This is a genomic window from Nocardioides luteus (assembly GCF_014648595.1).
In the GTDB taxonomy this organism is placed as follows: domain Bacteria; phylum Actinomycetota; class Actinomycetes; order Propionibacteriales; family Nocardioidaceae; genus Nocardioides; species Nocardioides luteus.
Window position 1 is genome coordinate 12439 of sequence record NZ_BMRK01000001.1, and the last position, 14231, is coordinate 26669.

The 14231-nt window shown below is 69.7% G+C and carries 14 protein-coding genes; 7 read left to right on the forward strand and 7 right to left on the reverse strand.

The features are described 5' to 3' along the window. Nucleotides 1–61 precede the first annotated feature (61 nt). The 3 genes from IEY81_RS00055 (at nucleotide 62) to IEY81_RS00065 (ending at nucleotide 2689) form a co-directional block, all read left to right on the forward strand. On the forward strand, nucleotides 62–1237 hold the full coding sequence (locus IEY81_RS00055; protein WP_189116831.1) for an LLM class flavin-dependent oxidoreductase: 1176 nt from the start codon (nucleotides 62–64) through the stop codon (nucleotides 1235–1237). Continuing rightward, on the forward strand, nucleotides 1234–1881 hold the full coding sequence (locus IEY81_RS00060; RefSeq protein WP_189116407.1) for an FMN reductase: 648 nt from the start codon (nucleotides 1234–1236) through the stop codon (nucleotides 1879–1881). The genes IEY81_RS00055 and IEY81_RS00060 overlap by 4 nt, the downstream gene beginning before the upstream one ends. A 133-nt stretch (nucleotides 1882–2014) precedes the next feature. Beyond that, nucleotides 2015–2689 (forward strand): response regulator transcription factor, encoded by a 675-nt coding sequence (locus IEY81_RS00065; protein WP_189116408.1) that lies wholly within the window; start codon nucleotides 2015–2017, stop codon nucleotides 2687–2689. Between the two features lie 34 nt (nucleotides 2690–2723). On the opposite strand, the gene IEY81_RS00070 is transcribed toward IEY81_RS00065, so the two are convergent. After that, nucleotides 2724–3251, reverse strand: a complete 528-nt coding sequence (locus tag IEY81_RS00070) for a YbhB/YbcL family Raf kinase inhibitor-like protein (RefSeq protein WP_189116409.1) — start codon at nucleotides 3249–3251, stop codon at nucleotides 2724–2726. A gap of 69 nt (nucleotides 3252–3320) precedes the next feature. Here IEY81_RS00070 and cobA point away from each other — a divergent pair, with 69 nt between their 5' ends. Both cobA and IEY81_RS00080 read left to right on the forward strand, forming a co-directional pair. After that, complete coding sequence (gene cobA, locus IEY81_RS00075) at nucleotides 3321–4559, forward strand: uroporphyrinogen-III C-methyltransferase (RefSeq protein ID WP_189116410.1); 1239 nt, start codon at nucleotides 3321–3323, stop codon at nucleotides 4557–4559. Between the two features lie 113 nt (nucleotides 4560–4672). Next, nucleotides 4673–5476, forward strand: a complete 804-nt coding sequence (locus IEY81_RS00080) for a TrmH family RNA methyltransferase (RefSeq protein WP_189116411.1) — start codon at nucleotides 4673–4675, stop codon at nucleotides 5474–5476. A gap of 15 nt (nucleotides 5477–5491) precedes the next feature. Here IEY81_RS00080 and IEY81_RS00085 read toward each other — a convergent pair whose 3' ends face one another. The 5 genes from IEY81_RS00085 to IEY81_RS00105 form a co-directional block, all read right to left on the reverse strand. Then, entirely contained in the window at nucleotides 5492–5866 is a 375-nt protein-coding gene (locus IEY81_RS00085) for a hypothetical protein (protein WP_189116412.1), read from the reverse strand. A gap of 94 nt (nucleotides 5867–5960) precedes the next feature. After that, nucleotides 5961–7583 carry a glycoside hydrolase family 13 protein gene (locus IEY81_RS00090; RefSeq protein WP_229787113.1) on the reverse strand — a complete coding sequence of 541 codons (1623 nt, stop codon included), beginning with the start codon at nucleotides 7581–7583 and terminating at the stop codon, nucleotides 5961–5963. 17 nt (nucleotides 7584–7600) lie between these two features. Further along, nucleotides 7601–8503 (reverse strand): sugar ABC transporter permease, encoded by a 903-nt coding sequence (locus IEY81_RS00095; RefSeq protein WP_189116413.1) that lies wholly within the window; start codon nucleotides 8501–8503, stop codon nucleotides 7601–7603. Next, a complete protein-coding gene (locus IEY81_RS00100) occupies nucleotides 8487–9485 on the reverse strand; it encodes a carbohydrate ABC transporter permease (RefSeq protein WP_189116414.1) in 999 nt (332 codons plus the stop codon). Before IEY81_RS00100 ends, IEY81_RS00095 begins: the two co-directional genes overlap by 17 nt. Nucleotides 9486–9515: 30 nt before the next feature. Continuing rightward, nucleotides 9516–10784, reverse strand: coding sequence for an extracellular solute-binding protein (locus IEY81_RS00105; protein WP_189116415.1), 1269 nt, complete (start codon nucleotides 10782–10784; stop codon nucleotides 9516–9518). A 156-nt stretch (nucleotides 10785–10940) separates the two neighbouring features. On the opposite strand from IEY81_RS00105, the gene IEY81_RS00110 reads away from it, so the two are divergent. Continuing rightward, complete coding sequence (locus IEY81_RS00110; protein ID WP_268244479.1) at nucleotides 10941–11984, forward strand: LacI family DNA-binding transcriptional regulator; 1044 nt, start codon at nucleotides 10941–10943, stop codon at nucleotides 11982–11984. A gap of 81 nt (nucleotides 11985–12065) precedes the next feature. On the opposite strand, the gene IEY81_RS00115 is transcribed toward IEY81_RS00110, so the two are convergent. Further along, nucleotides 12066–12986 (reverse strand): endonuclease domain-containing protein, encoded by a 921-nt coding sequence (locus IEY81_RS00115; protein ID WP_189116416.1) that lies wholly within the window; start codon nucleotides 12984–12986, stop codon nucleotides 12066–12068. Between the two features lie 221 nt (nucleotides 12987–13207). Between IEY81_RS00115 and IEY81_RS24555 the strand changes: the two genes are divergently transcribed. After that, nucleotides 13208–14194: a GNAT family N-acetyltransferase gene (locus IEY81_RS24555; protein ID WP_189116417.1), complete on the forward strand. Its 987-nt coding sequence runs from the start codon at nucleotides 13208–13210 to the stop codon at nucleotides 14192–14194. The last annotated feature ends 37 nt before the right edge of the window (nucleotides 14195–14231 follow it).

Below are 14231 nucleotides of genomic sequence, written 5' to 3' on the forward strand. Positions count from 1 at the left end.
CCGAGTAGTTCGGATTTCAACTATCGTGGTGAGCCCACGAAAGGGGCAGTGACCAATGGGTATGCAGTTCGGCATCTTCACCGTCGGCGACGTGACGACGGACCCGACCACGGGCAGGACCCCGACCGAGCACGAGCGGATCAAGGCGACGGTCGAGATCGCCAAGCACGCGGAGGAGGTCGGCCTGGACGTCTTCGCGACCGGGGAGCACCACAACCCGCCGTTCATCGCGTCCAACCCCACCGCCACGCTGGCCTACATCGGCGCTCAGACCGAGAACATCATCCTGAGCACCTCTACGACGCTGATCACCACCACCGACCCGGTGCTGATCGCGGAGGACTACGCCAAGATCCAGCACCTCACCGACGGCCGCGTCGACCTGATGATGGGCCGCGGCAACACCGGCCCGGTCTACCCCTGGTTCGGCAAGGACATCCGCCAGGGCATCAACCTGGCGATCGAGAACTACGCGCTGCTGCGTCGGCTGTGGAGCGAGGACGTGGTGGACTGGTCCGGCCGGTTCCGCACCCCGCTGCAGGGCTACACCTCCACGCCGCGCCCGCTCGACGGTGTCGCGCCCTTCGTCTGGCACGGCTCGATCCGCTCGCCGGAGATCGCCGAGCAGGCCGCGTACTACGGTGACGGCTTCTTCCACAACCACATCTTCTGGCCGGCCTCCCACACCAAGCAGATGGTGCAGCTCTACCGGCAGCGCTTCGAGCACTACGAGCACGGCACCGCCGACCAGGCGATCGTCGGGCTGGGCGGGCAGTTCTTCATGCGGCCCAACTCGCAGGACGCGGTCGACGAGTTCCGGCCCTACTTCGACAACGCCCCGGTCTACGGCCACGGACCCTCGCTGGAGGACTTCACCGAGGCCACGCCGCTGACCGTCGGCTCGCCGCAGCAGGTCATCGAGCGGACCCTCTCGTTCCGGGAATACGTCGGCGACTACCAGCGCCAGCTCTTCCTGATCGACCACGCCGGGCTGCCGCTGAAGACCGTGCTGGAGCAGCTCGACCTCTACGGCGAGATCCTGCCGACCCTGCGCGCGGAGTTCGAGAAGCTCCGCAAGCCGGGCGTACCGGACGCGCCGACCCACGCCTCGCTGGTGGCCGCAGCGGGGGGAGCGAAGGACGCCACCGTCTACGCCGACGGTGACGCCGCGACCGGTTCCTCCGACCGTGACCTCTCCGACCCCGAGGTCGCCAAGGTGCTGGAGGGGGAGCTGTGACCCGGATCGTGGTGGTCTCGGCCGGCCTCTCGGTGCCGTCCTCGACCAGGATGCTCGCCGACATGCTCGGCGAGGCGACGACCCGGGCCGTGCAGGCCCGGGGCGCCGAGGTCGAGGTCGACCACGTCGAGCTCCGTGCCCTGGCGCACGAGCTGACCGACAACCTGCTCACCGGATTCGCCAAGCCGGCCCTGCAGGCGGCCATCGACCAGGTACGCCGCGCCGACGCCGTCATCGCGGTGACCCCGGTCTTCTCCGCGTCCTACTCCGGGCTGTTCAAGACGTTCTTCGACGTGCTGCAGCCCGGGCTCCTCGACGCGAAGCCGGTGCTGATCGCGGCGACCGCCGGCACGGCTCGTCACTCGCTGGTGCTCGAGCACGCGCTGCGACCGCTGTTCGCCTACCTGCACGCGGTGGTCGTGCCGACCGGCGTCTTCGCGGCCACCGACGACTTCGCCGGCGGCCCCGAGCTGCCCAAGCGGGTCGACCGGGCGGCCACGGAGCTGGCCGCGCTGCTCGCGGTGAGCGGCGGTGCGCCGGCCGCCCCGACCTCTCAGCGCAGGCTGGTCGAGGACGAGTTCGAGAGCCCGACGTCCTTCGACGAGCTGCTCAAGCGAGCCTCGGAGGGGCCGCCCGAGTTCTGAGCCGATCCGGGGTCCCGCAGGCCCACGGCGCTTCGGTCGGCGCCGCGGACATGGGCGCGGGATCCCGGGGGTTTGCGCCGGAGTGCGGTTGAATGCGTCTCAACTGCTACCCCCGACACCAAGCGGAGGCGTTGTGCCCAGCTATGAGCCGAGCGTCGTCGTTGCCGACGAGTCGCCTCTCCTTCGTGCTGGACTCACCGACCTGCTCGCGCGTGGTGGCTACCAGGTGGTCGCCGACGCCGGCGACGCCGAGGCGCTCATCCAGGCCGCGACCGACACGCTGCCCACGCTGGTCGTCACCGCCGCCCGCCTCGGTGTGACGTCCGGACCGGGCGACGAGGGGATCACCGCCGCGATCCGGCTGCACGAGAAGGTGCCGGAGATGGGCATCGTCGTGCTGGCCGACTCGGTCGAGGCCGCGTACGCCGCCCCGGTCTTCGCCAGCACCGGCACCGGTGGCCTCGGCTACCTCCGCAAGTCCCGCGTACGCACCGTGCCCCACTTCCTCGACGTCCTCGGCCGGGTGGCCTCGGGTGAGGTCGTGGTCGATCCCGAGGTGATCACTCGGATGGTCGACGCCTCACCCGACGCCGATGCCGAGGCGATGGCGCGGCTGACCATGCAGCAGAGCGAGGTCCTCGGGCTGATCCACGCAGGGTTCCCCGACCGCGCGATCATCAGTCGGCTGTTCGGCGGCCGGGGCGAGTTCGAGCTGTGCCTGAGCGAGATGTTCCTGGCGTTCGGGTTGGCGGCCGACGTCGAGCACCGCCGTACGCCCACGCCGCTGACGCATCTCGCGACCGGCTGAGGCCCCGGTCTCGGGACCTCAGCCGGTGCTCCGGTCAGTGCTGGTAGGTGCCGACCAGGACGGCCCGGCCGATGGCCTTGAAGGCCAGGTTGAACGAGACGACCGCCGGGGTGACCTCGTCGTCGACGCCGAGGGTCTCCTCGCCGACCGCGTGGACCACGAAGTAGTAGCGGTGGACCTGGTCGCCCGCTGGGGGAGCGGCGCCACCGAACTCCTTGGTGCCGTAGTCGGTTGCGACGTGGAACGCCTTGCCGGGGAGCTCGGCGTCACCGGCGCCGGCGCCGGCGGGCAGCTCGGTCACGTCGGCGGGGACGTCGACCAGGGCCCAGTGCCAGAAACCGCTGGGTGTCGGCGCGTCGGGGTCGAAGCAGGTGATGACGTAGGACTTCGTGCCCTCCGGGGCACCGCTCCAGCTCAGGTGCGGCGAGGTGTTGCCACCGTCGTGGACCTGGTCCTGCTTCAGCGGCTGGCCCTCGGTCACGTCCTGACTGGTCAGCGTGAAGGAGGGGAGGGCGGGCATGAGCGAGTAGGGATCCGGCTTCACCGGGCGGTCGAGTGACATGCCCACCAACGTAGTCCGCGCAGCGACCCGTTGTCAGTCCGCATGCCGGAGTTGCGTCAGGATGTACCCATGAGCTCAGAGCATGCCGTTCCCTACCCTGCCGGCCTGATCTTGGACGGCCGGAAGGTGGTCGTCGTGGGTGGTGGCCGGGTCGCGCAGCGGCGTGTACCGGCGCTGATCGCCGCCGGCGCACGGGTCGAGGTCGTCTCGCCATCGCTGACCCCTGCGCTGGAGGGGCTGCTCGGCTCCGGAGAGATCGTCTGGCACGAGGCTCGGTTCTCGCCCGAGGTGCTCGACGGCGCCTGGTACGTCATCGCCGCGACCGCCGACGCGGTCGTCAACGAAAAGGTCTCGGTCGCCGCCGAGGAGCGCCGGATCTTCTGCGTACGCGCCGACGACGGCACCCGGGCCACGGCCTGGACCCCAGCGACCGGGCAGGACGGCGACCTCACCGTCGCCGTCCTCGCCAACCGCGACCCGCGGCGCTCGGCGGGCGTACGCGACCGCATCCTCGACGGGCTCCGCTCCGGTGACCTGATGGCGCGTCATGATCGCCACCGGGTCCCCGGCGTGACCCTGGTCGGCGGCGGCCCGGGCGACCCGAGGCTGATCTCGGTCGCCGGCCGCAAGGCGCTGATGGAGGCCGACATCGTCGTCGCCGACCGCCTCGCACCGCGCGAGCTGCTCTCCGAGCTGCCCGCCGACGTCGAGCTCGTCGACGTCGCCAAGCTGCCCCGCGGCCGGTCGGCCCAGCAGGAGGAGATCAACCGGATCATCGTCGAGGCGGCGCAGGCCGGGAAGGCGGTCGCGCGCTTCAAGGGCGGCGACAACTTCATCTTCGGCCGTGGCTTCGAGGAGGTGCTGGCGTGCCGCGAGGCCGGCGTACCGGTCCACGTCATCCCCGGCCTGACGTCCCCGGTGACCGTCCCCGGCGTCGCCGGTATCCCGGTGACCCACCGCGGCGTCGCCCACGAGTTCACCGTCATCTCCGGCCACGTCCCGCCCGAGGACCCCACCTCGCTGACCAACTGGCCCGCCGTCGCCCAGCTCGGCGGCACCCTCGTTCTCCTGATGGCCGTCCAGAACGCCCCCGCCATCGCCACGGCCCTCCTCGACGGCGGCCGCCCCGGCTCCACCCCCGTCGCGGTCATCTGCGACGGCACGATGCCCACGGAGCGTACGGTCCTGGCGACCCTCGACACCCTCGAGAAGCGCCTGATCGACGAGAACGTCCAGCCGCCCGCGATCATCGTCATCGGCGACGTCGTCCGCGTCGCCCACCCCGACTCCTTCTCGGCGCCGGCGTAGTTCCCCACTCGAGTGCAGCTTCCCCACCCTCCGGAGCGTGGGGAAGCTGCGCACGAGTGGGGAAGCGCACGGATGCGTGGGGGAGTCTGGCCCGGACCTAGGCTGGACCTCTCATGGCAACCCTGATCGAGATCTCCGACCCCGCCGACCCCCGGCTCGCCGACTACCGCGATCTGCGCGACGTCGAGCTGCGCAAGTCGCTGGAGTCGTCGGAGGGTCTCTTCCTGGCCGAGGGGGAGAAGGTCGTACGTCGGGCTGTGACCGGTGGTTTCGAGCCGCGCTCGTTCCTGATGGCGCCGAAGTGGATCGACGGGCTCTCCGACGTGCTCGAGTCGACCGATGCGCCCTGCTATGTGATGAGCGAGCGAGCGGCCGAGCAGGTCACCGGCTTCCATGTGCACCGAGGTGCGCTGGCGTCGATGAGGCGGCGGCCGCTGCCGTCCGTCGATGAGATCCTGCAGGGTGCACGCTCGGTGCTGGTGCTCGAGGACATCGTCGACCACACCAACGTCGGCGCGATCTTCCGATCCGGCGCCGCGCTGGGCTTCGACGCGGTGCTGCTCGCACCGCGGTGCGCCGACCCGCTCTACCGGCGCTCGATCAAGGTCGCCATGGGCGCCGTCTTCGCGCTGCCCTGGACCCGGCTCCCGGACTGGTACGACGCACTCCCGTCGCTCACCGAGGCCGGCTTCACCACCGTCGCCCTCACCCTCGCCGACGACGCGGTCGACATCGAGAGGGCCGTCGAGGGTGTCGACAAGGTCGCCCTCATCCTCGGCTCGGAGGGTCACGGCCTCTCCCCACGTTGGCAGCATGCCGCTGACCGTCGCGCCATCATCCCGATGTCCGCCGGCATCGACTCCCTCAACGTCGCCGCCGCCACCGCCGTCGCCTGCTACGTCACCGCCCGCCGCTGAAGCGCGAGCCGACGGTCACCGTGGATTGTCACGGCCGCACGCCAGGTCTGAGAAGTCGACCACGTGATGTTTCCTGGGATCGCCAGGCACATAGCAGATCTCGAGCTCGTCGCCGACGTCAGTGTGCTCGTAGACACCAAGGGTGTCTTCGTAGGTGCGGCCGGCGACCTCATACGAGTATGTGACGAGTTGCTTGCTGGCACCGGTCTTCGTGGCCTCGACCACGAATCCCGCTGCATGTCCGGTGTGGTCCGTCAGGTCGCGGTTACCGGGGATCACCACGAACCATACGTACGCGACGACCAGGCCAACCAGCAGGAACGGGACTGGGGCCAGGAGCAACATGGTGAGGCAGCCGACCCCGTTCTGCCGCTTCTCGGTCTGGCCCAACGTCTACCTCCAGTCGATGACCGATCGAGGCGTCACGTACGTCGGCCGAGCCGGCACAGCAGTGCCAACTCGGCCGACGGGGGTGACTTCTCGGCTAGATCTCCCACCAGACGGTCGTGTCGCCGGGGAGGTCGGCGGAGCCGTCGGTGACCGGCACGGGGCCGGAGGAGGAGAGGAGTACGCGACCGGGGGCGATGATGCGTACCGGGTCCTTGGTGGTGTTGGCCGTGCAGGCGAAGCCGTCGCGCTCGAACCAGAGGACACCGGCGGGGGCCTCGTCGTGCCAGGTGACCGCGTCGCCGGCGCCGAGGCCGGGGACCTCGTGGCGGAGGCGGATGGCGGAGCGGTAGAGCTCGAGGGTCGAGCCGTCGACGCCGGTCTGGGCCTCGACGCTGAGCTCGCCCCACGAGTCGGGCTGCGGGAGCCAGGAGCCGCCGTCGCCGAACCCGTAGGACGGGCCCGAGCGGGTCCACGGCAGCGGCACCCGGCAGCCGTCGCGGAAGCCGTCCTGGCCGCTCGCGCGGTGGAAGGAGGGGTCCTGGCGGACCTCGTCGGGGAGGTCGGTGACGTCGGGGAGGCCGAGCTCCTCGCCCTGGTAGACGTAGGCCGACCCCGGGAGCGCGAGCATCAGCAGGGTCGCCGCGCGAGCTCGCCGCAACCCCAGCTCACGGTCACCCGGCGTACGGATCTGGGTGCCGGAGCCGGGAGGGTTGGCGAAGCGGGTGGCGTGCCGGGTGACGTCGTGGTTGGAGAGCACCCAGGTCGCCGGAGCGCCGACCGGGCGCATCGCGTCCAGCGAGCTGTCGATGACCTTGCGCAGCGCCGCGGCGTCCCAGGGGGTGTCGAGGTACTCGAAGTTGAAGGCCTGGTGCAGCTCGTCGGGGCGTACGTAGTTGGCCGACCGTGCCACCGTAGGCGTCCACGCCTCGGCGACGAAGATCCGGTCGGGATAGTCCGCGAGGACGCGCCGCCAGGCGCGGTAGATCTCGTGGACCCCGTCCTGGTCGAAGAAGGGCATCACGTCGTTGCCGAGCAGGTGGAGCTGGTCGGCGTGCCCGATCGAAGGCAGTCCCTCGGCCTTGACCAGACCGTGGGCGACGTCGATGCGGAAGCCGTCGATGCCGAGGTCGAGCCAGAAGCGCAGGATGTCGAGGAACTCCGCGGCGACCTCGGGGGAGTTCCAGTTGAAGTCGGGCTGCTCGGGGGCGAAGAGGTGGAGGTACCACTCCCCGTCGGGGACCCGGGTCCAGGCGGGACCGCCGAAGATGGAGTCCCAGTCGTTGGGCGGCTCCTCGCCGTGCTCACCGCGGCCGGGCAGGAAGTGGTAGCGCGAGCGCATCGGCGACCCGGGCCCCTCGGCCAGCGCCTGCCGGAACCACTCGTGCTGGTCGGAGGAGTGGTTGGGGACGATGTCGGCGATGATCTTCAGCCCGACCTCGTGCGCCGCGACGATCAGCTCGCGGGCGTCCTCGAGCGTGCCGTAGCGCGGGTCGACGGCCCGGTAGTCGGAGACGTCGTAGCCTCCGTCGGCCTGCGGCGAGGCGTAGAACGGGCTCAGCCAGACCGCGTCGACCCCCAGCGAGCGGAGGTAGGGGAGCCGGGAGCGGATCCCGGGCAGGTCGCCGGTGCCGTCGCCGTCGCTGTCGGCGAAGCTGCGCGGGTAGACCTGGTAGATGACGGCGTCGCGCCACCAGTCGGTGCTCATGGAAGCGTTCATGTCTCGAGGGGAGCCTTTCAGCCCTTGACGCCGCCGGCGGTCAGGCCGGTCACGACGTGTCGCTGGACGAGGTAGAAGAAGATGGTCACGGGGATGGCGATGAGGACGGCGGTGGCAGCCATCAGGTTCCACTGGGCGTCGTGCTCGCTGATGAAGCTCTGCAGCCCGACCGCGAAGGTGTACTTCGAGTCGTCGAGCAGGAACGTGGACGCGAACGCGACCTCGGCGAACGCGGTGATGAACGCGTAGAACGCGGCGACCGCGAGCCCCGGGCGTGCCAGCGGCAGGATCAGCCGCCAGAAGGTGCCGAACGGCGTGAGCCCGTCGATCATGCCGGCCTCGTCGAGCTCGATCGGGATGGTGTCGAAGTAGCCCTTCAGCAGCCAGGAGCAGTACGGGACGATCGTGGTGCAGTTGACCAGGATCAGGCCGAGGTGGGAGTCGACCAGCCGCAGCTGCGAGAAGATCTCGTACATCGGCACGATCAGCACCGCGATCGGGAACGCCTGCGTCAGCAGCAGCACCCACATCAGCGGTCGGTGGCCGGGGAAGCGCATCCGGGACACGGCGTAGCCGGTCGTCGCCGCCGACATCACGCCGAACAGCGTCGTGCCACCGGCGACCACCAGCGTCGACCACAGCCAGTTGAAGAAGGCGGTGTTGGTCAGCACGAAGGAGTAGTTGTCGAGGGTCGCCTTGGCGAGGATCCCGCCGGGGTGGAGGTAGTCGTCCTTGGCCGGCCCGAGGGACAGGTAGACGAGCCAGACGATGGGGAAGAGCGCGATCAGCGACGCCGCGGCGAGGGCCACGTGCGTACCGGCCTGTGCCACCGGGCCGAGCTCACCACGTCGTCGGTGCTTCTTCGGTGTCTTCGTGGGCGCCTTCGTACCGGGCGCGACGGTGCTAGGCGAGCTGGTCATTGCGTTTCAACCACCGGTAGTAGAAGGACGTGAAGACGATCAGGATCGCGAGCAGGAGGACGCCGTACGCGGCTGACATCGCGAAGTCGCGAGGCTGCTGCCCGAAGCCGAGCCGATAGGCCCAGGTGACCAGGATCTGCGCGTCCGGCGCGGTGTTGCCGAAGAGCAGAAAGATGATCGCGAACTGGTTGAAGGTCCAGATCACCCCGAGCAGGACGACGGTCGAGCTCACCGAGGAGAGCCCCGGCAGGGTGACGTGGCGGAACCGCTGCCAGGCGCTGGCGCCGTCGATCTCGGCGGCCTCGTAGAGGTTCTCGTCGATCGATTGCAGCCCGCCCAGCAGGGAGAGCATCATGAACGGCACGCCGCACCAGGTGTTGACCATGATCGCGGCGGTACGCTGCCAGGTCGGGTCCTCGAGCCAGCTCGGCTGGGCGAGACCGATCGTGTCGAGCATCGTGTTGATGACGCCCGCGTCGGCCAGCATGATCCGCCAGGCGAAGACGGTGACGAAGGTCGGCACCGCCCACGGCAGGATCAGCAGCAGCCGGTAGGCGACACGGCCGCGCAGCCGCTGGTTGAGCAGCATCGCCAGGCCCAGGCCGATCACGTAGTGCAGCACCACGCAGGTGACGGTCCACACGATCGTCCAGACGAAGTGGGACCAGAACCGGTCGTAGGCCGCCGGGCCCCACAGGATCTCGGCGTAGTTGTCGAGACCGATGAACTTGTAGGTCGCGTCGATCGTGTTGACGCCGATGGTGCGCGCCGAGTTGAGGCTGTTGGCGTCGGTCAGGGTCAGGTAGAAGCCGCGCGCGAGCGGGTAGCCGACCAGCACGCCGAGGACGATCACGACGGGCGCGACCATCGCGTAGGCGTACCAGTAGCGGCGGTAGGAGTCGCGCACGCGCTGTACGGGGCGGGGCGCCCGCCGCCGGGACCGCGGGGTCTCGGCGGCGGGCGCTGGTGCTGTCAGAGTCATCGGACGACGTGGTCTTCCTTGCTCACCGGGTCACTTGGCGAAGTCGGGCAGCAGGTCGGCGAAGGCCGTGTCGAGCGTGGCCAGACCCTTGTCGAGCGGCTCGGCGCCCGAGGCGATCTTCGGCAGCTCCTGGTCCATCGGGCCCCACAGCGAGGAGTACTCCGGCAGCTCGGGTCGCGGCTGCGCGGCCGGCAGCACCGTCTGGAAGCCGGCGATGCCCGGGTCGGTCTTGACCTCGTCGGTGTAGGCGTCGTCGCGGGTCGGCAGCGTGGAGTTCTTCAGGGCGATCTGGGCCTGGGTCTCGGCCGAGGTCATGAACTTCACGAACGTGGCCGAAGCCTCTTGGTGCGCCTCGTCGGAGCCGGCGTAGATCGACAGGTTGTGGCCACCGGTCGGGGCGCCGGCCTCGCCGGTCGAGCCTGCCGGGACGGTCGCGATGCCGAGGTTGTTCTTGTCCTTGAACGCCGAGCCCGTGTAGAAGTTCGTGATCTCCCACGGACCCTGGATGATCGCGGCGACCTTGCCGTTGACGAAGGCGTCCTGGATGTGGGCGTACGCGTCGGCGGTGGTGTCCGCCTTGTGCAGTCCGGGGCCGTCGAAGAGGCCCTGCCAGGTGGTCAGGCCCTTCTTCGCCTCGGGGGAGGTGATGGTGATCTTCTTGTTCTCGGCGTCGACGGTGTCGGTGCCCTCGCCGTAGAGGAACGGCTGTGCGTAGTACGCGGCCGTCGAGCCCCAGTAGCCGTCCACCCCGGTCTTCGACTTGATCGTCGCGGCGTCGGCCTTGAGGTCGTCCCAGGTCTTGGGGGCCTCGGAGATGCCGGCCTTCTCGAAGAGCGCCTTGTTGTAGACCAGCGCGAGCGTGTCGGTGACGAACGGGACGCCGTAGGTCTTGCCGTCGTACTCGGCCTGCTTGATCAGGTTGGGGTGGAAGGCGTCCTTCTCCTCCAGGGCCTCGGTGTCGTCGAGCGGCGCGAGATAGCCCTTCTGGGCGAACGCAGGCGTCCAGCCGACCTCGGCGCGCAGCACGTCCGGAGCACCGCTGGCGCCCGCCGCGGTGTCGAACTTGTTCTGCGCCTGGTCGAAGGGCACGTTGACGTACTTGACCTTGATGTCCGGGTTGGCCTTCTCGAAGTCCTTGACCAGGGCCTTGTACGTCGGGGCCTCGTTGGTCGCGTTCGAGGTGTCCCACCAGGTGATGGTGACCGGGCCGTCGGTGCTGTCGCCGCCGCTTCCGCCACATGCCGATGCCGCGAGGGCGAGCGATGCCGCCACTGCGGTGGCCACGATGCCACGTCGCATGAGTTCTCCTTCGAATATGGGACCGGGCGAGGGGGACGCCCGGTGGTGTGACGAAGGTAACCCCGCGTCGAGGGAGAATGTAAGAGGCTTTCAGCAAAAGTTGCAAACTTGCTGAAAGTTCTTGCAGGCAGTGTGGCGGGAAGGCAGAATGTGATCGTGCCCATAACACCAGCCTCCGCCCGACTTGCTGACATCGCGGCCCATGCGGGCGTGAGCGAGGCGACGGTCAGTCGCGTGCTCAACGGCAAGCCCGGCGTCGCCGCGGGCACGCGCGAGGCGGTGCTCGCCGCGATCGACCTGCACGGCTACGAGCGCCCGGTGAAGCTGCGCCAGCGCAGCGAGGGACTGGTCGGGCTGATCACGCCGGAGCTCGACAACCCGATCTTCCCGGCGCTCGCGCAGGTGATCGCGCAGGGGCTGACCCGCCAGGGCTACACCCCGGTGCTCGCCACCCAGACCCCTGGCGGCTCGACCGAGGACGAGCTCACCGAGATGCTGGTCGACCGCGGGGTCACCGGGATCATCTTCGTCTCCGGTCTGCACGCCGACACCACCGCCGACATGACCCGCTACGAGAAGCTGCGTGCCCAGGGCGTGCCTTTCGTGCTCCTCGACGGGTTCAGTCCCGACATCAAGGCGCCGTTCATCTCGCCCGACGACCGCGAGGCGATGCAGCTGGCCGTCACCCACCTGGCCACGCTCGGCCACAGCAAGATCGGTCTCGCCGTCGGTCCGCGCCGGTTCGTACCGGTCCAGCGCAAGATCGAGGGCTTCGTTGCGACCATGGCCGACCGGTTCGAGCTCGACCCCGAGCAGATCGAGAAGGGCCACGTCCGCCACTCGCTCTTCACCCTTGAGGGCGGCCAGGCCGCGGCCTCCGAGCTGCTCGACGAGGGCTGCACCGCCATCGTCTGCGCCAGCGACATGATGGCGCTCGGCGCGATCCGCGCCGCCCGCTCCCGCGGCCTGCGCGTACCCGAGGACGTCTCCGTCGTCGGCTACGACGACTCCCAGCTCATCGCCTTCACCGACCCGCCGCTGACCACGGTCCGCAAGCCCGTCGCCGCGATGGGTCAGGCCGCCGTCCGCGCCATCCTCGACGAGATCGCCAGCACCGGCACGCCCCACTCGGAGTTCGTCTACCACCCCGAGCTGGTGGTCCGCGGCTCCACAGCCTCCGGCCCCCGCGTGAACCCCTGACCGGCCGAGAAGTCAGAATCTGACACCGAGAGGTCGATATTCGACGTCGAGACGCCGAAGATCGGCGCCGAGTCGGCAGCCTCACCAGCGACGGTTGGTCATCGCCGGCCGGAGAGCGTCGCGGAGCTCGCGCAGCCACCGGTCGAGGTGGTCGCCGGTGAAGTCGCCGCGGCGTACGACGATCACGGTCCATCCGTGGTCGCGCAGCCACTGGCGGCGCTCCTCGTCATATCTGCGCTGCTCGGCTGTCAGCTCGTGCGAGTCGATCCCGTCGTACTCCACGCACACGCGCGCGTGCACGTAGGCGAAGTCGAGACGGTACGTCGGTACCTCGCCGATCTCGATCCAGAATTGGGGCTCAGGCGCCGGCAGCCCGGCGTCATGGATGGTAAGCAGCGTCCACGCCTCCCGCGCCGACTCGACCCGAGGATCGACCAACGGCGCGAGCTCCTTGAGCTGCCGCACCCCGCGACGGCCGCGGTAGCGCGGCAGCGTCCGCAGGAAGTCGGCGGTCACCAGGCCGTGGGCACGGGCCAGGGCACACATCACCGCGAACGCCTCGCGGCGTCGGAGGTTGCAGCCGAGGTCGCAGGCCGTACGGAGCGGTACGGTGACGGTGACGCCACCGAGCTCCATGATGTCGGCCGGAACGAGATCGCGGCAGTGGCCGTCGATGCCCCTGCGCCGTGACCGCGTGCGCCCGCGGAGAGCGCAGGTCTCCAAGGGGACGTCGAGGTCGAGCTCGGCATAGGTCAGGGCGTTGACACCGTGGATGAGCGCGGCGGTGCGGTCGATCACCACATGATGGGGTGCCACGACCCGAGCGACAGCGGCGGCACGGGTGAGGGGTGTGTCCGGTGTGCTCGCGGGGACGAAGGCGCCGTGCACGACGCGGCGTACGGCGCCGTCGTCGATCATCCGGTAGACGTCATCGGAGCTGATGCCGATCGCGGCGGCGTCGGCGAGGTTGAAGGGGCTGTCGGGAATGGTGAGAGTGGTCATGACGCCAGCCTGGGCAACGCCGCCGACATTCTCGGTCGGGTCCCGGGCACCTGTGGATAACCCGCCCCCGAAGCCTTCCTGTGGACAGCAGTTGGCCCAAGACCCCCTGACCAATGTGCCACTCGGGGTCGATTTCCGACGTCTCGGCGCCGATTTCTGACTTCTCGGCGGGGTGGGTGGGCTGTCGCGCGGGGCCGGTGCGCGGCTGGCAGGATGGGCGCGTGACGATTGTGGCTGCTGCTGATGGGTCGGCGCTCGGAAACCCCGGGCCTGCGGGCTGGGGTTGGTACGTGGACGACTCCACGTGGGCGTGCGGCGGGTGGCCGCACGGGACCAACAACATGGGCGAGCTCACCGCGGTGCTCGACCTGCTGCGGCAGACGGCACACACCGGCGAGCCGCTGCTGGTCTACTGCGACTCGAAGTACGTCATCAACTCGGTCACCAAGTGGATGGCGGGCTGGAAGCGGAAGGGCTGGAAGAAGGCCGACGGCAAGCCCGTCCTCAACGTCGAGATCATGAAGGAGCTCGACGCGGCGATGCAGGGGCGCGAGGTGCGCTTCGAGTGGATCAAGGGCCACTCCGGCCACCCGCTCAACGAGGCCGCCGACAAGCTCGCCAACGGTGCCGCGCTGGCCTACCAGGAGGGACGCGAACCCGACCCAGGCCCGGGCTTCCCGGGCGCCGGAACTCCTGCGGAGAACCCCGCCGAGACCGCCATCGGTGCCGCGGCCCGGGCGCCCGAGACCGAGCCGGACGATCTGTTCAGCCTGCTGACCGCGGAGTCGGCGGGCGACGAGCCGGCGACGTACACCTTCTCAGCCGACCCGAGCAGGATCGACCCCGACTGGGTGCACAAGATGCTGTCCACGTCCTACTGGGCGAGCGGCCGCACGCGGCAGACGCAGGACGCCGCCAACAAGGGCTCGCGCTGCTACGGGGTCTACGACGCGGCGGGCAACCAGGTCGGCTTCGGCCGGGTCGTGACCGACCTCGCCGCCTTCGCGTGGCTGTGCGACGTGATCGTCGACCCGGGCGTACGCGGCCGGGGGATCGGCAAGCTGCTGGTCTCCGGCATCCTCGCCGACCTCGAGCCCTACCGGATCGGCCGGATGCTGCTGGCCACCGAGGACGCCCACGAGCTCTACGCGAAGTACGGCTGGGAGCCGCTGCCCGCGCCCGAGCGGTGGATGATCAGGCAGGGCTGAGGACGCCGACTCCGGGTGACCGCCCACGTGCTAGCGT

Bases quoted from the DNA above. Each gene is read 5' to 3' on its own strand.
- IEY81_RS00055 (WP_189116831.1), top strand. From the start codon at position 62: ATGCAGTTCGGCATCTTCACCGTCGGCGACGTGACGACGGACCCGACC.
- IEY81_RS00070 (WP_189116409.1), bottom strand. From the start codon at position 3,251: ATGTCACTCGACCGCCCGGTGAAGCCGGATCCCTACTCGCTCATGCCC.
- cobA (WP_189116410.1), top strand. From the start codon at position 3,321: ATGAGCTCAGAGCATGCCGTTCCCTACCCTGCCGGCCTGATCTTGGAC.
- IEY81_RS00080 (WP_189116411.1), top strand. From the start codon at position 4,673: ATGGCAACCCTGATCGAGATCTCCGACCCCGCCGACCCCCGGCTCGCC.
- IEY81_RS00090 (WP_229787113.1), bottom strand. From the start codon at position 7,583: ATGAACGCTTCCATGAGCACCGACTGGTGGCGCGACGCCGTCATCTAC.
- IEY81_RS00095 (WP_189116413.1), bottom strand. From the start codon at position 8,503: ATGACCAGCTCGCCTAGCACCGTCGCGCCCGGTACGAAGGCGCCCACG.
- IEY81_RS00100 (WP_189116414.1), bottom strand. From the start codon at position 9,485: ATGACTCTGACAGCACCAGCGCCCGCCGCCGAGACCCCGCGGTCCCGG.
- IEY81_RS00105 (WP_189116415.1), bottom strand. From the start codon at position 10,784: ATGCGACGTGGCATCGTGGCCACCGCAGTGGCGGCATCGCTCGCCCTC.
- IEY81_RS00115 (WP_189116416.1), bottom strand. From the start codon at position 12,986: ATGACCACTCTCACCATTCCCGACAGCCCCTTCAACCTCGCCGACGCC.